The sequence below is a fragment of the Planococcus salinus genome (assembly GCF_003719725.1).
Lineage (GTDB): Bacteria > Bacillota > Bacilli > Bacillales_A > Planococcaceae > Planococcus > Planococcus salinus.
This window is the reverse complement of sequence record NZ_RIAX01000013.1, coordinates 25,380-43,979: the sequence shown is the minus strand read 5'-3', so window position 1 is coordinate 43,979 and position 18,600 is coordinate 25,380. Positions and strand designations below refer to the sequence as shown.

The window sequence follows — 18,600 nt, the reverse complement described above, 5'->3', positions numbered from 1 at the left end:
GTTTTTTTATTAAAGCAAACTGTATAAGCGGATATCCGGATTCTTGTCCTGGAACCATCTTGTGGCAAACTCGTTTTCAAACAGGAACACGAGGTTATCGTAGCGGTCTTTGACCAGCATGGAGCGTCCGCTGGACATCGATTCTTTGACATCTTCTTCGTTCTCGATCCAACGCGCGATTTTTGAGCCGATTGGTTCCATTCTCACTTCTACGTTGTATTCATTTTTCATACGGTGCTCGAACACTTCAAACTGAAGCTGACCAACCGCACCTAAGATCACTTCTTCCAGGTGAAGCGTCTTGTAATATTGGATGGCGCCTTCCTGAACCAATTGAAGAATCCCTTTATGGAAATGCTTTTGCTTCATGACGTTTTTGGCAGTCACTTTCATGAACAGCTCAGGAGTAAACTGCGGCAAAGCCTCGAACTGGAATTTCTTGCCGCTCGTAATCGTATCACCGATCTGGTAATTCCCGACGTCATGCAAACCAATAATATCCCCAGCGACAGCTTCATTGACCATTTCCCGGTCATCAGCCAGAAACTGGGTGGTCTGTGACAGCCTGAATGACTTGCCTGTTCTGGCCAGAGTGACATTCATGCCTTTTTCAAATGTACCGGACACAATACGGACAAACGCAATCCGATCTCGGTGAGCCGGATTCATATTGGCCTGGATTTTGAATACAAAACCGGAAAAGGGCATTTCCACCGGATCGACGGCTTCGTTTTCCTGCGTATCGCGTGCCTGCGGTGAAGGCGCGAATTGAAGGTAAGTCTCCAAAAATGTTTCAACACCGAAATTCGCCAGGGCGCTGCCGAAAAATACCGGTGTCAATTCACCGTTTTTCACCCGGTCGACGGAAAATTCATTTCCGGCTTCGTCAAGCAATTCAATGTCTTCCATCGCCTGTGTATAATAAGAAGTTTTCGTCATTTCGTGGTCTTCCAGCAATTGGCCGTCTTCGTCGACTTCCAGAAACCGCGGACCTTTTGAACGGAACGGTTCCACCCGTTTGTTGAAACGGTCATAGATGCCGAGGAATTCTTTACCCATGCCAATCGGCCAGTTCATGGCGTATGACTGGATTCCAAGAACTTCTTCCAATTCTTCCATCAGCTCCAATGGTTCTTTCCCCTGGCGGTCCATTTTATTGATAAACGTGAAAATTGGAATGCCGCGCATCCGGCATACTTTAAACAGCTTGATGGTTTGTGCCTCAATCCCTTTGGCCACATCGATGATCATCACAGCGCTGTCGACCGCCATCAATGTACGGTACGTGTCTTCACTGAAATCCTGGTGGCCCGGTGTATCGAGAATATTGACACGATGTCCGGCATAGTCGAATTGCATGACAGAAGAAGTGACAGAAATCCCCCGCTGCTTTTCGATTTCCATCCAGTCGGAAGTCGCAAATTTCCCGGTTTTTTTGCCTTTGACGGTCCCGGCATCCCGGATGGCTCCGCCGAATAAAAGCAGTTTTTCTGTTAATGTCGTTTTCCCGGCATCCGGGTGGGAAATGATTGCGAACGTTCTTCTATTTTCAATTTTGTCTTTTAATTGGTCTGACATTTTATAATCTCCTTTATTTCTACTTATTACATCTTAGTGAAGGACAGTGAAAAAAACAAGGATTAGGCAGCTGTCCTGAAAAAAGAAGCCAATAATGGCTTCTTTTAACGGAATTTATGAAGAGCTTCTTCAATGGCAATGTCTTTGTCACTGTGCGGGTATTTTGTGGATCCGATAATCTGGTAATCTTCATGGCCTTTGCCAGCCAGAATGATCAAATCCCCCGCCTCTGCCTGCCGGACAGCATGTCTGACCGCTTCTTCCCGGTCCCCGATGCAGGCGAAGTTATCATGAGTCATGCCGGCCTGCAAATCATTCAGGATGCTGTCATAAGCCTCATCCCGCGGATCGTCTGTCGTCAGAACGACGTAATCTGCGACAGAAGCTTTTTCCGCCATGATCGGCCGTTTTGTCTTATCCCGGTTCCCCCCTGTACCCACCAGAAAAATGACGCGTTTCTTTTCGAAATCCCTGATGGAATCCAGTGCTTTTTCAATGGCGTCCGGTGTATGGGCATAATCGATGAACACCGAAACAGGGGCTTCCAATTCCACTTTCTGCATGCGGCCTTCGACTGGAGCGATTGTGGATAATGCCGTTAAAATATTCGCCAGCTCGAAGCCTTCGGCGTACAATGCCGTAATCGCTGCCAAGGCGTTGGAAACATTGAAATGGCCGAGCAGGTTCATCGCCACTTCGAACTCGCCTTCCGGACAATGCAAAGTGAACGTTGTCCCTTCATGATTCATCCGGATATTCTCTGCTTTGAACTGAGCTTTATTTCGGACACCGTACGTATAAACAGGATGCGGCGTCATTTTCGCATATTTTTCAGACCAGCTGTCATCTGCATTCAGTACGGCTTGTTTCCGTTCACCCAAGTTTTGGCCGAGCTGTGAAAACAGCAGTCCTTTTGCATGGCCATACTCTTCCATCGTTCCGTGAAAATCAAGATGGTCATGCGTCAGATTGGTGAAAATCGCCGTTTTAAACTCCACACCCGCCAACCGGCCGAGAACCAGGCCATGAGACGACACTTCCATCGTCATATGGCTGCAGCCCTGCTCTTTTGCACGGGCGATCATTTGCTGTGTCGTCAACGCATCGTTTGTCGTATTGGCGGACTGATGCAATTCGCCGTTCAAGTTAAAGCCAATGGTCCCGCTCAACGCCGATTTTTCCCCGAGTTCCATCAAAAGTGAATGCAAAATACCGGAGACACTCGTTTTGCCGTTCGTTCCGGTGACACCGATCATGTGAAGCTGCCTGGAGGGATAATTGTAGAATTTTGCAGCTGCCAGGCCCAGTGCGCGAGAAGTATCATCCACTTGAATGACTGCTGCTCCAGTAATCGATAATGGTTTCTCAGCCATTACCACTGTTGCCCCTTTTTCTACGGCTTGCTGTGCATAATCATGGCCGTCAACTGTATAGCCTTTGATGCAAACGAACAATGTGCCTTCCTGCACATTTCTGGAATCCATCGAAACGTGCTGAACCTGTTCCGGCAACGAACCGGAAACGAGTTGATAAGGGATATTCCCGAGTAATTCTTTGCTGTTCATAAAAATCCTCCTATGGTATGTAAGACGCTTTCCTGATCTTTTAATCATATCAAAATCCCGTCCACTCCGACAGCCTGAGTTCAATCGCTCAGGCAGAATATATCCTCAATTAAAAAAAGAGCCTTACTGGCTCTTTTTAAACCTTACGTATTAATCATCACGGTCTGTTTCCGTTTTCAGAATGGTACCGTCCTGTGCATTGACGTGAATTTCGTGGTCCACACGACCATCTTCAATTTCCACTTCATAGTAAGTTACACCATTGTCCCGGTCCAATTCCACTTCTTCTACAGTTCCGCTCACTGTGGCAAGAGCTGCCTGCGCTGCTTCGTCTGCACTGATCAAGGGCTGTGAACCTTTTGCTGCATTTTCTGATGAATTCTGAGAAGCAGCTGCTGACCGGTTAAAGTCATCATCGTCAGCGTCTTTTTCCTGCTTCAGCACTTCCCCGCTGTAAGCATCCAGTTCCAGTTCGTATTCAAACTCGCCGTCTTTTATTTCGATGTCATAATGACGTCTGCCATCATCGCTGTCCAGCTCCACATCTGTAACCATTCCGTTGACCACTTTCAGTGCTTTTGCCGAAACTTCTTCAAATGACAGCCTCTCAGCTGAATCTGCGCTTCCTTCTTCCACCTGGACAACGGCGGGTTCAGGACTCGTGGTGCCAGTCTGTTCTTCAGCCGTATCTGTGTTCGCCAGGACAATTCCTCCAAAGCCGAGAATACCGACCGTCATTGGGATGTAAATCAATTTTTTCATGTAATTCTCCTCCTCAACTGTTTATACTTTTACTATAGACAGCGATCCTGTGAATACAGTTAAAGGATTATGAGAATTTGATGAGAAATGCATGAACATTTTTTCATGTTAACTGTCCCATTCCACCGTCAGTATTTCACCTTTGATGGCATGGACTTGAACAAGCACTTCCTGGTCGGTTTCATCGTTTTCGATTTCCACCAGGTACAATCCCCCGTCATTCGTTTGCTGAAATTCCACGCTATCGGCTTCTCCTGCCAAAACCGTTCTGGCGATGGCAACAGCTTCTTCGCGGCTGATGACAGTGTCCGGTTCAGGTTCCGATTCTGCTTCCGCAGGATTTGTGGTAATCCTTTTCACTTCTCCCGTGCCGGCAGAAAGGACAATGGTGGTGAGCTGGTCTTCTCTCCTTATTTCCACTTCGTATTCATTGCGTTCTTCAAAGTAACGGATGTTTTCAACCGTACCATCCACTTCGTTTACAGCCACAGACTGTGCTTCCTGTTCCGTCAATTCTTTCACAGGCTCTTTTCTTTCCAGAAGTTCCAACTCTTCGACCTGGCCATTTTCTTTATTGACAGAAGCACGGTATTGGCCGTCCGGCCTTTGAAATACCACATGAAAATAACCGTCTTTTTCCACGGTCTCACTGACCGTCCCCCCGTGCATTTCAGTGACTACCGCTTTTGCCTCGTCCCTACTGACTTGTTGTTCAGCGCTGTCAGGGAACAATAGGATCGCCAAAACAACTGCAGCCAATAGCACCATCAATACTGATACAACCATCCACTTTCTCATCATGATCCCTCCTGGCTCAATTCTAGCCCACCAGCATTAAAATTTGATGAGAAAATAATCGATATCGTCGTACCCAACTGCTCCACACTTTCAATTTCCAATGTAACTTCCAGCGAATCCGCCAACTGCTTGGCGAGCGCTAATCCTAACCCAAAGCCGCCGGTTTCGCGGCTGCGCGCTTTGTCCACACGGTAAAAGCGCTCAAATACATGGGACAGAGATTGTTTCGGGATGCCGATTCCGTAATCTCTGATTTGAATGACCGTAGCCCCTTCTTTTTTCGCCACGACTTCAATCCGGTCTTCACTGTACTTCCTCGCATTATCGAGCAGAATATACAAAAGTTGCTTTAGTTTCGCAATATCTGTCGTTTCGGTCAGCACCGGTTCTTCTGCCTCCAGCAAAAATTCCCGGTCGTAGGAAGCCTTCATCGCGCCTATCGTTTCTTCCAGAATCCTGACAATGTTCACCTGCACCATTTCTGTCTGATATTCCGTTCTTCTGGCCAAATGAAGCAGTTGTTCGATCAATGCTTTCATTCGTTCTGTCTCAGCCTGTATGGCAGCCAATCCTTCTTCTGCGATTTTTTCATCTTCCATTCCTTGTCTTTCCAAAAGTCTGGCGTAGCTGCCAATCACCGTCAACGGGGTTTTCAATTCATGAGAAGCATTGGACACGAATTCTTCCTGTTTGGTGTAGTTCTCTTCCAGAAGCCCCATCATTTCGTTGAATGTATTCCCCATTTGAGCCAATTCGTCCTGAGAATCACCTGTCACCGGAAGTTTTTCAAATTTTCCGTTGCGCTGAATCCGTGTCATGGTCTGTGTCAGATCAGTGATTGGCTGCGTCACGATTTTCCCGAGTGCCGCACTGGAAATCACAATGGGAATCATCCCAATCAGGATGGCCGACAATAACACAAATCGCAAGGTTCTCATGTTCTGAGAAACTGCCTGAAAAGACTGCGCCATCATTATTTCCGCCACTTCTCCATCTGTCCAGATCACCGGTGCCTTCGCATAGCCAAACCGTTCTCCGTCCACATCAATCATGCCGGATACCCCTTCGGTACCGGAAGGAAATTCACCTGTAATGGAGGGGTCGTAAATCGGGGGAATCAGTTCTCCTGTTGAATCAGTCACTTTCACTAATCCATTTACCGGAACGTAAGCGCGCAGAATGCTCCTTGGGTCCTCGGAATCCGATGCATTGAGTGTCGTGACAAGAGAATCCAATTCTGTTTGCAGTCGATCAATCTCCGTCGAATAGGTCAACCGGCTGAAAGCAAAATAGATGATCAGCGTCAATACCAGTAAGATGACCAGTGTAAGCAGCGTTGACGACAGATGGATTTTATTTTTCAGCTTCATGATTCTGCTCCTTCAGCACATACCCCACTCCACGGACTGTCTGTATATAGCTGGTTGCTTCCCCGGCGTCCACTTTTTTGCGCAAATAGCGAATATAGACATCAATGACATTTGTATCTCCATAGTAGTCAAAGCCCCAAACTGCATCGAGGACTTGCTCACGGCTCAAAACCTGGCCGGGATGCTGCATGAAAAAAAGCAAAAGGTCGAATTCGCGCGGAGTCAATTCAATCGCACGTCCATTTCTGCTGACGTCACGGGTTTTTTCGTTCAACTCCAGGTTGCCGAAACGGTATCCGTCTGAACCTCCACTTCCTGAATTCATGCGCAAACAAGCGCGGATGCGAGCCAGCAGCTCTTCAATTTCAAAGGGTTTTGTAACATAATCGTTGGCCCCCAAATCGAGCCCTGCCACTTTGTCTTTCACATCGCTTTTAGCTGTCAGCAGAATGACCGGCAGCGCAGCATCTGACGCGCGAATACGTTTCAACACGTCCAAGCCATGAATTTCCGGCAGCATCAAATCCAGCAGCACCAAGTCCCATTCCGCCTCACGGAATTGGATCAATGCTTCCGATCCTGTAGAAGCAACACCTATCGTGTATCCTTCGTATGTAAGTTCCAGTTCCAGCACACGGGCGATATTCTTCTCATCCTCAACGATCAAAATACGATCCGCCACATCCATCACCTCTTTTTCTTCATCATAGCAGTTTCCAAAACAAAAAAGCGACCCGCAGGCCGCTTATTTCAGAATGGTTCTGGCTAATCTCACTTTTTGCCGATACGGCGGAAAAACAAAATCGGTTGAAAGTTTTGTCGACTTTTTCATCACTGACTTGGAGTGGGTAAACGCTTCGAAACTCTTTTTCCCTCTGTAGGAGTTGATGCCGGAAGGACCAACTCCCCCGACAGGCAGGTAAGGACTGGCGAAATGGGACAGGGTGTCATTGATGCACCCGCCACCGAACGACAATTCTTCCAGGAAAAAATCAATGGCCCGTTCGTTTTCCGAAAACAGATATGCTGCCAGAGGTTTCGGCAATTTGCGTATGTGATGCAACAGCACCGGAAGTTCACTGTAAGTCAACACAGGCAGTACCGGACCGAATATCTCGTCCTCCATTGACGGATTGTCCCAGGTTATGCCGTCCAACACCACCGGTTCTATGAACAAGTCGGCTTTGTCCATTTTTCCTCCGATCCATATATGGCCAGCTTCTTTATGGATGAGATCGGCAAGCCTGTCAAAATGTTTGTCATTGACGATTCTTCCGTAATCCGGATTTTTCTGGATATCTTTCCCGTAAAACTTCTGAATGGTCAAATGCAATTTTTCCATGAATTCTTTTTTTACCGATTCATGAACACAGAGATAATCAGGCGCTATGCACGTCTGGCCATTGTTCAGGAATTTCCCCCAAACAATCCGTTTGGCCGCCAAGTCCAGGTTGGCCGTCTGATCGATGACTGCCGGACTTTTTCCGCCCAGTTCCAACGTCACGGGCGTAAGCCGTTCAGCTGCCGCTTTCATGACTATTTTTCCTACAGCTACGCTGCCGGTAAAGAAAATATAGTCAAATGATGAATGAATCAGCGCCGTCACTTCTTCTTTTTCGCCTTCCACCACTGTCACATACTGAGGCGGGAAAATCTCTTCTATTATTTCCCTTACGACAGCAGCTACATGGGGTGCCGATTCAGAAGGCTTGACCACGGAGCAGTTTCCGCCGATGATGGCACCCAATAAAGGTTCAATCACCAGTTGAAATGGATAATTATATGGTCCGATGATCAGTACAGATCCATAAGGTTCATGCATGATAAAGCTTTTCGCCGGCTGCATGTGCATCGGTGTCTTCACCTGTTCCGGTTCCATCCATTTTTCCAGGTTCTTGGACATGTAATTGATGCTGTCCAATACAAATCCAACTTCATTTGTATACGCTTCGAATTCACTTTTCCCCAAATCCCTTTCAAGCGCAACCATGATTTTGCGTTCCTTGGCAACAATGGCTTTCTTCAGTTTCGCCAGCTGCTCTTTCCGAAAAGCAGCCGGCTTGGTGACGCCTGTGTAGAAATATGCGCGCTGCCTTTCAATCATCAGTTCAACATCTGCTGTCGTAAGACTCACAATGACAACCCCTTTGTTTCCGATTTATACCACAACATTCAATCATTATTCTGCCAACAGATCGTCGATGTACCGCTGGACGATGAGACCTTCTTCAAATGAAACAAGGAAAGTCGATTGTTCCTGCATTTCTTCAAAAAGAGACGGAACCGCTTCGAAGTCAGTAATGTGCCGGCGGTCTTCATGTTTTTGGGACTCATACAGTTCGGACCAGTTTTCAAGCGTCAACACACCCTGTTCTCCGTACACTTTGAACTGCAATAATTCTTTTTGTCCAATTCCGCTGAGACCAGAAAGCAGTACCGGAATTGCATCCTGCGTTTGAGCAGCTGCTATAATGCCTGTTTCACATAAATCAGGGTTCTCCGGATAAGTGATTTGATGGGACTGTATAGTCAATTCACCGAAAACCCGATGGATCAATTGCAGATAATGCGGGAAAACTTCTCTGACAAAGCCCCCTTGGCTGCGCGAAGCGATCCATGGATTTTGCTGCCAGGCACGTGGCCAGTCCGGAAAATAGGTCTGGAGTTCAACCCGGACCACTTTGCCGATGCTGCCGTTCCGCACTCTCTTTGCCATTTCCCTTACAGCCGGTTTATACATCAACGGAAAATGCATCGCTGTATTGATGCGGTTTTCTGTTGCGGAAGCCACCATCTGCTCCCCGTCTTCCACATTATGGGCCAGCGGTTTTTCACTCAGAATATGAATACCTGCACTCGCTGCCTGATTGGCGATTGTGGAATGATGAGCAGGAGGTGTTCCGATATATACCCAGTCAATTTCTCCATGGAGAACCGCTTCCAATGAATCAGCTATAGGAACACCATAAGTTTGTTGAAGGTACTGCAAGCGCTCCTGCTGTTCATCGAATACTGCTTTAATTTCGACATTCGGTTCCTGTTGGATTTGTTTGATGATCCGTTCTCCGACGATTCCTGCTCCAATGATGCCAATTGAAATCATAAAATCCCTCTTTCTGCTATGCCATAAGGCTTAAAATGTATTTCCTGTTTATTAGTTTAACCTTTTGGGGTATAGAATAGTCAAACAATAAAGAATAACTCCCTCTGCGGAGAACAAACAAGAACAATTGAAGGAGGAATTTATAATGGCAAAACAATCAAACTGGTGGGAGCCCATCTTTTCAGGTGAACTGGAAATCGGATTGAATAAGGAGAAGCTGGAAGAAATGGACCATGAAGGATTTTTATATTTTGATGAAACACAGCCCGAAGCGGAGTCGCATTTATAATTGAGAACGTCGTTGAATTTTTGCCGCACAGGTACATAAAAACGCCTTTTCCATTTCGATGAAAAAGGCGTTTTCGTTTGCTGTCATTCGATACTGCGCCATAAATACAAAGAAGCATACGATAAATAAGGCGACCATTCCGGAAGATGCTTCAGGATTTCCTCCACTTTCGGCTTGTCCTGCCGGTGCCATTGAATTTTCAGGGCATTTTGCAGCCCGATGTCGGCCACCGGAAACAAATTGGGGCGTCCCAGTCCGAATAACAGAAAGTTCTGCGCGGTCCAGGGGCCGACCCCTCTGTAGCCTATCAGTTCTGCGATAATTTCATCATCTGGTTTCTCTCGCAGCGCCTCAAGATCCAGCTCGCCTTCTGCTATCGCTTTTGACAACCCGATAATGTATTCCGCTTTCCTTGTACTGAACTGCAACTTTCGAAAGTCTTCAACTGCCAGCTGTGCAATTTTTTCTGGATCAGGATAAAACCAAACCCCTTCCTTCCGCTCTCCGTACCCCTGCACAAAACGAGTTGTCAAAGTATGGGCGAACGATAAATTCAGCTGCTGATGGATGATGCTTTTCATCAGAGACCCATATAAAGAAAATTCACGGACAAGGGGCGTCCCTCTGTGTTCTGTAAAAAGAGCAGCCAAACTGGTTTTCTTAAAGTGAGCGGCGACCGGTTCCAGTGATTGGTGAAAATGAAACAGCTCCTTCACTTTTTCCACTTGCCCTTCTTTTATTCCTTGCAGCAAAAACATAGGATCTTCAGTGGTTCCGACTGCCTTGACGGTTACAACATTCCCTTCTTCCATCGGCACTTTTACTTGTTTCTCCGATATATCAATGGCGTGCAGCGGATCCAGTGACAACCGGTCCAGCGCACGTTCAAAATCATAGATAAACGGCAATGATATATGCATACGCCACCTCCTGAGCTAAAGGTAATGCAGCTTATTTCCTTTTGCAAGCCGATCACACTGTCGTATAATGGACAAGGAAAGCAGGGATCAGGATGAAAAGGAAACTATGGTTATTACTCTTCACTTTGTTGCTTATCGGAGGCTGTGGACTGTGGGAATCCACCGATACAGGCGGCACGGAAAACCGCACCGAAGTCGATGTGCTCTCGGTTATTGATGGCGATACCGTCAAGATTATGTATGACGGGAAAGAAGAAACGGTCCGTTATTTGCTGGTCGATACACCTGAAACCAACCATCCTCGTTTCGGAGAACAGCCGCTTGGCAAAGAAGCGACTGAGGAAAACCGCCAGATCATTGAATCCGGCGACGTTACAATTGAGTTCGATGCAGGAGAACGTTACGATGACTACGGTCGGCTGCTTGCGTACTTTTATGTCGATGGGGAAAGTGTACAAGAGCAATTACTCCAATCCGGCATGGCGCGCGTCGCATATGTTTATCCTCCAAATACTAGGTACTTGGATGATTTCAAGCAGGCTGAACAAATTGCCAAAGACGCAGGCACAGGAATCTGGGCAGTGAAAGACTATGCGACAGACAGAGGATTTGATCCGTCGGCTTTTACAGATTCCGTTAACATCGATGCTCAGGAAGAATGCAGGATTAAAGGGAATATCAACAGCAGCGGAGCCAGAATCTATCACCTGCCGGGCACCCATTCATATGAGCAAACCAATCCGGAAAAGTGGTTCTGCAGTGAGCAGGAAGCACAGGAAGCTGGCTTCAGAAATGCCGCAAATTGAAAAAGAAGGCTATCATAAGGAGAAGAAAAGAGCATTTTTTATGCCCTTTCTTCTCCTTTTACGGTTGGGAAAGCTCTGCTTGCAGATGTTCACCCACCACTTCCGCCCATAATTCATAGCTTGGGCTGCCGGGAAGCACATGGCCTGCCAGCAGTTCTTTTACCGTCAGCTTGTTTTCGGCCATTTTGTCCATCATCAGATTATGTGTGTCAAAAAAATGCCATTCTTTCGATTCAAAAAATTTTCCCATCTCAAACGCATACTGATCGTAACTGAAGCCGGCGGCAGGTTTAATGATTTCGTAATTGACAAAAGGGTTTGCCGTTTGGATAACAATCATTGCTTCAGGGGCCCCTGCCTGCAGTTCCTCCATAGCCCATGTCACCCGGTCTTGAAACACTGGCAGCGAACTTCTTGCTTCCCCTTCCGTAGGCAAGCAAATTTCAAAAATCAGGATATCCGGATGGAAAGCCATCGCTTCCTCCAGTTTATCTTTTGATACAATTTCCGTCTCGTGAGAACCGCAATGGCCAAAGTCTTTAACTTCCACTTCTGTACGCTCCATTGCTTTGAAATTGCCTTCCAGTAATTCTTTCCATGAAGACCGGGTAGCCTGTTGTTCGCCATTGACCGGGATGCTGCTACCGACCAACGAAATTTTTGCCACGCCGTTTTTCAGCGTCAAATACCTAACTCTGTCAGCTAATGTCTGGTCTTTTGCCATCGCCAGTTGATTCAATAACTGTTCTTTATCTTTCTCTTTCTGTTCCATCTTTTCATGATAAGTCGCTAAGCTTTCTTCACCCTGAACTTGGATTTTATGATTATATTGTCCATAGGTCCACCATAAGGCCACAACACAAAAAAATGGCAGCAAAATTTGAAAGATCCGTTTTTTCATTTCCCCACCCCCGGGACAATGTTCTTACGTAAATAGTATCACGACAATGAAATATATTCCATAAAAATAATTAAATGTTCTGAATAATAAAAACCTTTTTCTTCTCCCGAAAGAGAAGAAAAAGGTTTAAGACTTGGTGATGTATCAATTCAGCGCATTCTGAAGCCACTTAACAGACGGAAATAACGGAAGAAATAATCAAACATTTCGTCCACTCCTCTTCGAGGATTGCATTAAAATGAATCAACAAAAAAGAAAATGAATAAGTTTCATGCTTACTTCCTGCAGCAAAATTCAACGCATTCTTAAACGACTTAATAAACGGAAATACTGGAAGAAATAACTAAACATATCATCCACTCCTCTTCGGTTAATGCCATTGGAATGAATCAGGATTTAAAAAGAAAAGAGCCATTTTTTTCAAAACAGGGAAGGCTTCAAACATTTAAACAAGGGCACCCTGCCATCGAATACCGAACTTAACAGGTTTTTCCGGCATCTTACTGCTCAGCTTCAAAACCATTTTGATTAATTAATCACTCAGCTCAATCTCCAAGTCGTAAAAATATAGGGAATTCTGATCGCTGTATTGATGGTATAATTCCTCCCAAACGAAATGCCATGTAACAATTTCTGCATTTCTGATCAAGTATACTGCGAATTTATTATAACATTATTATCAGAATAATCAATTATTTATTATTTTTATCCCCCTTTATATTTTTTAAGTTTTTTATTATCTATATTGACTTTTTCTGCAGACAGGATATAATTATATTTGTCCTTGAAATTGCGATTCCTTAGCTCAGCTGGGAGAGCGCTACCTTGACAGGGTAGAGGTCGCTGGTTCGAGCCCAGTAGGAATCATAGAGAAGAATGTGAGAAGAGACCGTGTAGCCATAAGGGTTGCGCGGTTTTTTATTTTGCGCTGCTATCATTTAACTGTGGACAGCAAGCCGGAAAAAGTGGCGAAAAAGCGACGAACTCACCGGAAAACGCGTTTTCGATGTAAATCATTGATGTAAATTTGGATATAAAAAGCGCCTACCGATATAGAAGGTTTAGCGATTTTATATTATTCGATTATCCGAACCCTGACAATCTCATCAATAGGTCGCTGGTTCGAGCCCAGTAGGAATCATTGGGTGCCAAACCCGCAGCAAGCTTTCGGAACAAAGCTTGCTTACCATAAGAGTCATTGCCTCCGGGCAGTGGCTCTTATTTTTTTGCATATAAAAAATCCCCGCTCGAAGAATTGTCTTCAAGCGGGGATTTCTGTTTTACGATTCCGTTGCTTCCACTGTTTTAGGTTCTTTCTTATCCCGTGACAGCCACTGAAGAACGAACAGGATCACAAACACGACGGCTCCGACGATATCCGACATGCCTTCCGGATAAATCAACGCCAGTCCAGTTGCAAATGTAATAATGCGTTCAAACCAGTTCAACTTGCGATACCAATAGCCGATCAAACCGGCTCCGATGGCAATCATACCGGTAATCGCTGTAATCAGCACCCAAATCAGCTCGGGCCATGTTGTATCGATCATCAGTAACGCCGGCGACAGCACGAACATGTACGGAATGATAAATGCGGCAATCGCCAGTTTGGCTGCATTGATCCCCGTCCGTATCGGTTCTCCACCAGAAATTCCGGAAGCAGCAAATGCTGCCAGCGCAACCGGCGGCGTAATGTCCGCAATAATTCCGAAATAGAATACGAAAAGGTGTGCCGACAACGCCACAACGAGCGGCACCGCAGCACCGACCGGCTCATCGATCATCAACAGCGTAATGATGGCAGGAGCAGCAATGGTTGACGTGATGACGTAGTTGGCCGTAGTCGGTGATCCCATTCCAAGGACAATGGCGGCAAGCATCGTAAAGAACAACGTCAACAGGACGTTTCCGCCTGAAGCAGAAACAAGTCCATTCGCCAAACTGAGACCGAGGCCGGTTTTGACGACGACCCCTACAATAATCCCGGCGGCTGCAGTGGCGGCCGCCACCGCCAAAGCGGTTCTGGCGCCATCGACAAGTGCATGAATCATGTCTTTGAAGTTAAGTCGTGTCTCTTTATCAAATGCACTGACAACGATTGTCAGAACAATGCCGTATAATGCCGCCTGCATCGTCGGGATTCCAATCAGCAGGAAAATGATGATGGCAAAGATAGGTGTCAGCAAATAGATTTTCTTCAGTACTTCTTTGCGGTCGGGCATTTCTTCTTTGGACAGCCCCTTCAGACCGATTCGCTTTGCTTCAAAATGCGTCATGATCCAGACACCGGTAAAGTACAGCAGCGCCGGAATTGCAGCGGCTTTGGCGATTTCCCAGTAGGTGACGCCCCCGATAAATTCAACCATCAGGAACGCTGCAGCACCCATGATCGGCGGCATCAATTGTCCGCCTGTTGAAGCCGCGGCTTCAACTCCGCCGGCGAATTCTTTCTTGTAGCCCAGTTTCTTCATCATCGGGATGGTATAGGAACCGGAAGTTACCACATTGGCAACCGAGCTTCCGGAAATCGTTCCTTGCAGCGCGCTCGAGAAAATGGCAACTTTTGCTGGTCCCCCAGTCAAATTACCGGCCAATGAAACGGCCAGATCGTTAAAATACTGTCCAACTCCTGTTTTTACCAGGAAAGCACCGAACAGCAGGAAAGTAAAGATAAACGTAGCGGAAACTCCAATCGGCGTTCCGAGTACTCCGTCCGTGGTAAAGAACATCAATTGCACGAGCGACTCCAGATCCTGGCCTCTGTGGCGCAGGAACCCTGGAAAATAAGGTCCAAAAAACGCGTAGGCCAAAAATGAAGCACCGATGATGGTAATCGGCATGCCGACAGCCCGTCTCGTAGCTTCAAGTGTCAACAGGACTGCTACAATACCAACAGCCAAATCCAGATCGGTGACTCGGCCGACGCGGAATACCAGATCCTCGTACATGATCGGCCAGTAAGCTCCGACTCCGACGGCCATCAGGGCCAGAATGTAATCATACCAGGCCACTTTATGGCGGATCCCTTTTCTTTTCATCGCTGGAAACAGGATGAAAATCAGCGACAGTGCAAAACCCAGATGGATGGAACGCTGAATATAAGCCGTGTACTGGCCGAAAATAGCTGTATACAATTGAAACAAGGAAAACGCTAACAAGCCATAAAAAACCACATGTTTCATGATGCCTGATAAATCGCGTGTATTGGATTCCGGATCGTATTTCTGCAAGATCTCTTTCTGTTTTTCTTCAGAGATATACGATTCTTCTTCCGGCGGTAATTTCATTTCTTCTCTTTCTTCTGGCGGCAATTTATCGCTCATACAGATTCACTCCTTCTAATTGCTGAAAAAAAGACAACCGCTGGACACGAAACGTGTAAGTTTTTCCTCTGTCCAGTGTTTTCTTTAAGTCAATTTCTTTGCCGTCTACTATAAAAGATAAACCGGCGTCGACGTCTCCTACAAGCAACCGGAACTCCGGCAGTTCTGTCGTCATATTCTTAATAAAGTAACTCCCATCTTTTTCAACAAAACGTTCCCCTTCTCCTGCATTCGAAGGCATTCCGATATTAAAATCTTCATATTCGACTTCAGTCGCCATCAGCGTATTGTCTTCGAGCACCCGGTAGCTCTCCAGGACATTCGACAGATGTATGGAATGAGTATATTTGATTTGAAAAGCGGTGTCTACCAGTGGCGCAAAAGCTGTTAAACGATCAGTCTCGCTGTCAATAAACACATAATGCTTTTTAAGTGGGATTAATGCAATTGCGGAGCCAAGTAAGATGAGGGCAAGAATCGAAAGAAGCAGCTGATACGTGAGTGTGGATCGCATAATTCATTCTCCTCCATGAGCCAAAAAAACAAATAACGACGATAAAGCTTGCGCTTTATCGTCAATTATTGTGTTCGTCTTATTGATTTACTTCGTCAAAATAGCGTTGTGCCCCTGGATGAACATCGATTCCGATCCCATCAAGAGCCGTTTCAGCTTTGATAAATTCCGCTTTTGCATGCTGGATCTGGTCTGTATTTTCATAAATGGCTTTTGTAATATCGTAGACAAGGTCTTCCGAAAGGTCGTTCTGTGCCACCAGCATCGCCAGTACAGAAACCGTCGGCACTTCTTCCGTCAGTCCATAAATGCCTGAAGGCACCGTGTCATGTGCATAATATGGATATTGTTCAATAAGCTGGTCTGCTTTGTCCTGTTCGACCGGTACAATGACCACGTCTGAAGTAGCGCCTAAACTTTCAACTGCTCCAGTCGGTGTTCCGGCTGTGATAAATGCAGCAGCAATCTGTCCGGACTGCAGACTTTCCTGTGATTCACCGAAGTCCAGGTTCTGAGCATCGATATCATCCATTGTCATTCCATGAACTTCCAAAAGCTGTTCAGCGTTGATATAAGTTCCTGAACCAGGTGCTCCGACCGAAACACTCTTTCCTTCCAAATCTTCAAAGGAAGCGATGCCAGAATTAGCAGTCGTTACCAATTGGATCGTTTCCGGATAAAGGGCACCGATGGCTGAAACCGTATCGATGACTTCTCCGTCAAACATGTTCGTTCCTTCTGAAGCGTAGAATGCCGTATCTGTTTGAACGAAAGCAATTTCTGCAGTACCGTCAGCCAATGCTGTCATATTCGCTGCAGAAGCCTGTGATACTTCAGCCGTCGTGTCCACGCCGGTTTCTTCCTGAATGATGTTGGCCATTGCTCCGCCAAGCGGGTAGTAGGTTCCTGTCGTACCACCAGTCAATATACTGATGAACTCAGGGTCTGAACTTTCGCCGCCCCCTGTATCTCCACCGTTGCCAGTGTCTGTAGCCGTATCATCGCCACATCCAGCCAAAAATACTGAACCGGCTAAAGCCATTGTCGCAAATAATCCGAATTTCTTTTTCAACATAAAATGACCTCCTTTTTTATAGATGAATCCACGTTCATCCTTATGTTACCATGACTTTCTATTCAGTTACAATTCAATTTTCCAATTATTGATGCAAGGCGCATTACATTAGCCACCTTTAAGTGGAAGTTCCATCAATATTCGTTTCCGGCGCCGTATTTTCGGGAATCAAATCTTCAAATGTTTTCCCCTGTTCCTCCAAGTCACGTGTTCTGTGAGCAATGCGGGACGATGCACAGGCGGCAACGCTGGCTACCAGATCATCCAGGAATGTATGGACATTGCCGCCGGCTTTCGTATCCAATTTACGAATGACGCCGATTTTATTTTTATCTAAATGACCGAAAGTTGTGACGGCAATACTGCCATAGGTGAGGACTGCTCCCAGGCCGATCATTTCATCCACACCGAACAAACCTTCATCTGTTCCGACAATTTGCTGGAGCGGGCGGGATAATTTCCCTTGTTCCGCCAGTTCATCCAGTTCAATACCGACCAATAAAGCGTGTTGGACTTCCCGCTTTTGCAGCACGCTTTCCACTGACTCCATGCAATGGTCGATGGTCAGCCCTTCATTATAAGGCGATTGCATTTCCAATACGATTTCTGCAATATCCTCATTTGTTACGCCTCTGCGTGCCAACGCTTCGTGGGTTGCTTTTGTAACTTCTTCCGAATGCACACGAAAGTTTCTTCCATCCATAAACAAACTCCCCTTTCTGTATCTGGTAATGTTCTTCTCCATTATACCTCTCTACTGGAATATGTTACAATTTTCGTACAGAAACCACTAGGAGGACTTGAAGATGAACAGAGGAACTGTGGAAGATCTGACGCTTTACAGCGAAGCGTTACAGGAAGATATGCAATTGCTGGTTTATCTGCCTTTCAATTATTCGCCTTTATACAAATACACTTTGGTTATCGCATCAGATGGCAAAGATTATTTCCAATTGGGGCGTGCCCCTCGTGTAGCAGACGAACTGCTGGAAAATCAGGAAATTGAAAACATCATTTTTGTTGGCGTCCCTTACAAAAATGTCAAGGACCGCAGCACTAAGTACGAGCCGACCGGAAAGCAGCACGCTGCATATTTGCGTTTCCTCGCCCATGAGCTCGTCCCTTTCCTTGATGATAAATATCCGACATACCAGGTGGGAATGGGACGTGCCCTGATTGGGGATTCTCTGGCAGCCACTGTGTCTCTGATGGCCGCCCTGAAATACCCAAACACTTTTGGCCGGGTTATTTTGCAGTCACCGAAAGTCAGCGAAGAGCTGCTGGAAAAAGTCTCGGACTTTTCTTCTTCTCATTCTTTCACCGTTTATCATGTCATCGGCAAACAGGAAACTGAAGTTAAGCTGACTTCAGGAGAAACCGAAGATTTTCTGGAACCGAACCGGGAATTAAACAAAATGATGAAAGAAAAAGGGTTTTCCATCTTCTACGAAGAATTTGAAGGAGACCACACGTGGAAACATTGGCAGCCGGACCTCAAACGGGCGCTTATCCAAAACTTCGGGGTATAAATCCGGTTCGTCTTCCATATGTATCTTTGCTATACTAAGTATATAAATCACCATTTGACTAGGAGGT

The 18,600-nt window shown here is 46.1% G+C and carries 17 protein-coding genes and 1 tRNA gene; 4 read left to right on the top strand and 14 right to left on the bottom strand.

What is annotated here, in order from left to right; all coding sequences use genetic code 11:
- Positions 1 to 9: 9 nt before the first annotated feature.
- From EEX84_RS14315 to EEX84_RS14280, 8 genes are all read right to left on the bottom strand, one after another.
- Complete coding sequence (locus EEX84_RS14315; protein ID WP_123166328.1) at positions 10 to 1,578, bottom strand: peptide chain release factor 3; 1,569 nt, start codon at positions 1,576 to 1,578, stop codon at positions 10 to 12.
- Between the two features lie 104 nt (positions 1,579 to 1,682).
- Positions 1,683 to 3,143 (bottom strand): UDP-N-acetylmuramoyl-L-alanyl-D-glutamate--2,6-diaminopimelate ligase, encoded by a 1,461-nt coding sequence (locus EEX84_RS14310; RefSeq protein WP_123166327.1) that lies wholly within the window; start codon positions 3,141 to 3,143, stop codon positions 1,683 to 1,685.
- Between the two features lie 150 nt (positions 3,144 to 3,293).
- A complete protein-coding gene (locus tag EEX84_RS14305; RefSeq protein WP_123166326.1) occupies positions 3,294 to 3,905 on the bottom strand; it encodes a PepSY domain-containing protein in 612 nt (203 codons plus the stop codon).
- Positions 3,906 to 4,013: 108 nt separating this feature from the next.
- Positions 4,014 to 4,703: a PepSY domain-containing protein gene (locus EEX84_RS14300; RefSeq protein ID WP_158599128.1), complete on the bottom strand. Its 690-nt coding sequence runs from the start codon at positions 4,701 to 4,703 to the stop codon at positions 4,014 to 4,016.
- Positions 4,703 to 6,073: a sensor histidine kinase gene (locus EEX84_RS14295; protein ID WP_123166324.1), complete on the bottom strand. Its 1,371-nt coding sequence runs from the start codon at positions 6,071 to 6,073 to the stop codon at positions 4,703 to 4,705. Before EEX84_RS14295 ends, EEX84_RS14300 begins: the two co-directional genes overlap by 1 nt.
- Positions 6,057 to 6,755 (bottom strand): response regulator transcription factor, encoded by a 699-nt coding sequence (locus tag EEX84_RS14290; RefSeq protein WP_123166323.1) that lies wholly within the window; start codon positions 6,753 to 6,755, stop codon positions 6,057 to 6,059. The genes EEX84_RS14295 and EEX84_RS14290 overlap by 17 nt, the downstream gene beginning before the upstream one ends.
- Before the next feature lie 63 nt (positions 6,756 to 6,818).
- Positions 6,819 to 8,207 (bottom strand): aldehyde dehydrogenase, encoded by a 1,389-nt coding sequence (locus tag EEX84_RS14285; RefSeq protein WP_123166322.1) that lies wholly within the window; start codon positions 8,205 to 8,207, stop codon positions 6,819 to 6,821.
- A gap of 45 nt (positions 8,208 to 8,252) precedes the next feature.
- Complete coding sequence (locus EEX84_RS14280) at positions 8,253 to 9,176, bottom strand: Gfo/Idh/MocA family protein (protein ID WP_123166321.1); 924 nt, start codon at positions 9,174 to 9,176, stop codon at positions 8,253 to 8,255.
- Between the two features lie 145 nt (positions 9,177 to 9,321).
- On the opposite strand from EEX84_RS14280, the gene EEX84_RS16635 reads away from it, so the two are divergent.
- Positions 9,322 to 9,465, top strand: a complete 144-nt coding sequence (locus tag EEX84_RS16635; RefSeq protein WP_192892976.1) for a hypothetical protein — start codon at positions 9,322 to 9,324, stop codon at positions 9,463 to 9,465.
- A gap of 83 nt (positions 9,466 to 9,548) precedes the next feature.
- Here EEX84_RS16635 and EEX84_RS14275 read toward each other — a convergent pair whose 3' ends face one another.
- Positions 9,549 to 10,385, bottom strand: coding sequence for a DNA-3-methyladenine glycosylase family protein (locus EEX84_RS14275; RefSeq protein WP_123166320.1), 837 nt, complete (start codon positions 10,383 to 10,385; stop codon positions 9,549 to 9,551).
- 92 nt (positions 10,386 to 10,477) lie between these two features.
- Between EEX84_RS14275 and EEX84_RS14270 the strand changes: the two genes are divergently transcribed.
- Positions 10,478 to 11,191, top strand: a complete 714-nt coding sequence (locus EEX84_RS14270; RefSeq protein WP_123166319.1) for a thermonuclease family protein — start codon at positions 10,478 to 10,480, stop codon at positions 11,189 to 11,191.
- Between the two features lie 58 nt (positions 11,192 to 11,249).
- Here the strand turns inward: EEX84_RS14270 and EEX84_RS14265 are convergent, their stop codons facing one another.
- Entirely contained in the window at positions 11,250 to 12,092 is an 843-nt protein-coding gene (locus tag EEX84_RS14265) for a hypothetical protein (protein WP_123166318.1), read from the bottom strand.
- Positions 12,093 to 12,886: 794 nt separating this feature from the next.
- On the opposite strand from EEX84_RS14265, the gene EEX84_RS14260 reads away from it, so the two are divergent.
- Positions 12,887 to 12,959 (top strand) — tRNA-Val (locus EEX84_RS14260).
- 413 nt (positions 12,960 to 13,372) lie between these two features.
- Here EEX84_RS14260 and EEX84_RS14255 read toward each other — a convergent pair.
- From EEX84_RS14255 to EEX84_RS14240, 4 genes are all read right to left on the bottom strand, one after another.
- A complete protein-coding gene (locus EEX84_RS14255; protein ID WP_123166317.1) occupies positions 13,373 to 15,415 on the bottom strand; it encodes a TRAP transporter permease in 2,043 nt (680 codons plus the stop codon).
- The gene (locus EEX84_RS14250; RefSeq protein WP_123166316.1) at positions 15,405 to 15,929 is read right to left on the bottom strand and encodes a DUF1850 domain-containing protein; all 525 of its coding nucleotides are present in this window, start codon (positions 15,927 to 15,929) and stop codon (positions 15,405 to 15,407) included. Before EEX84_RS14250 ends, EEX84_RS14255 begins: the two co-directional genes overlap by 11 nt.
- Positions 15,930 to 16,008: 79 nt before the next feature.
- Positions 16,009 to 17,004, bottom strand: coding sequence for a TAXI family TRAP transporter solute-binding subunit (locus tag EEX84_RS14245; protein ID WP_123166315.1), 996 nt, complete (start codon positions 17,002 to 17,004; stop codon positions 16,009 to 16,011).
- 118 nt (positions 17,005 to 17,122) lie between these two features.
- The gene (locus EEX84_RS14240) at positions 17,123 to 17,707 is read right to left on the bottom strand and encodes a phosphatidylglycerophosphatase A family protein (RefSeq protein ID WP_123166314.1); all 585 of its coding nucleotides are present in this window, start codon (positions 17,705 to 17,707) and stop codon (positions 17,123 to 17,125) included.
- Between the two features lie 103 nt (positions 17,708 to 17,810).
- Here EEX84_RS14240 and EEX84_RS14235 point away from each other — a divergent pair, with 103 nt between their 5' ends.
- Positions 17,811 to 18,533 (top strand): alpha/beta hydrolase, encoded by a 723-nt coding sequence (locus tag EEX84_RS14235; protein WP_123166313.1) that lies wholly within the window; start codon positions 17,811 to 17,813, stop codon positions 18,531 to 18,533.
- Positions 18,534 to 18,600 lie beyond the last annotated feature (67 nt).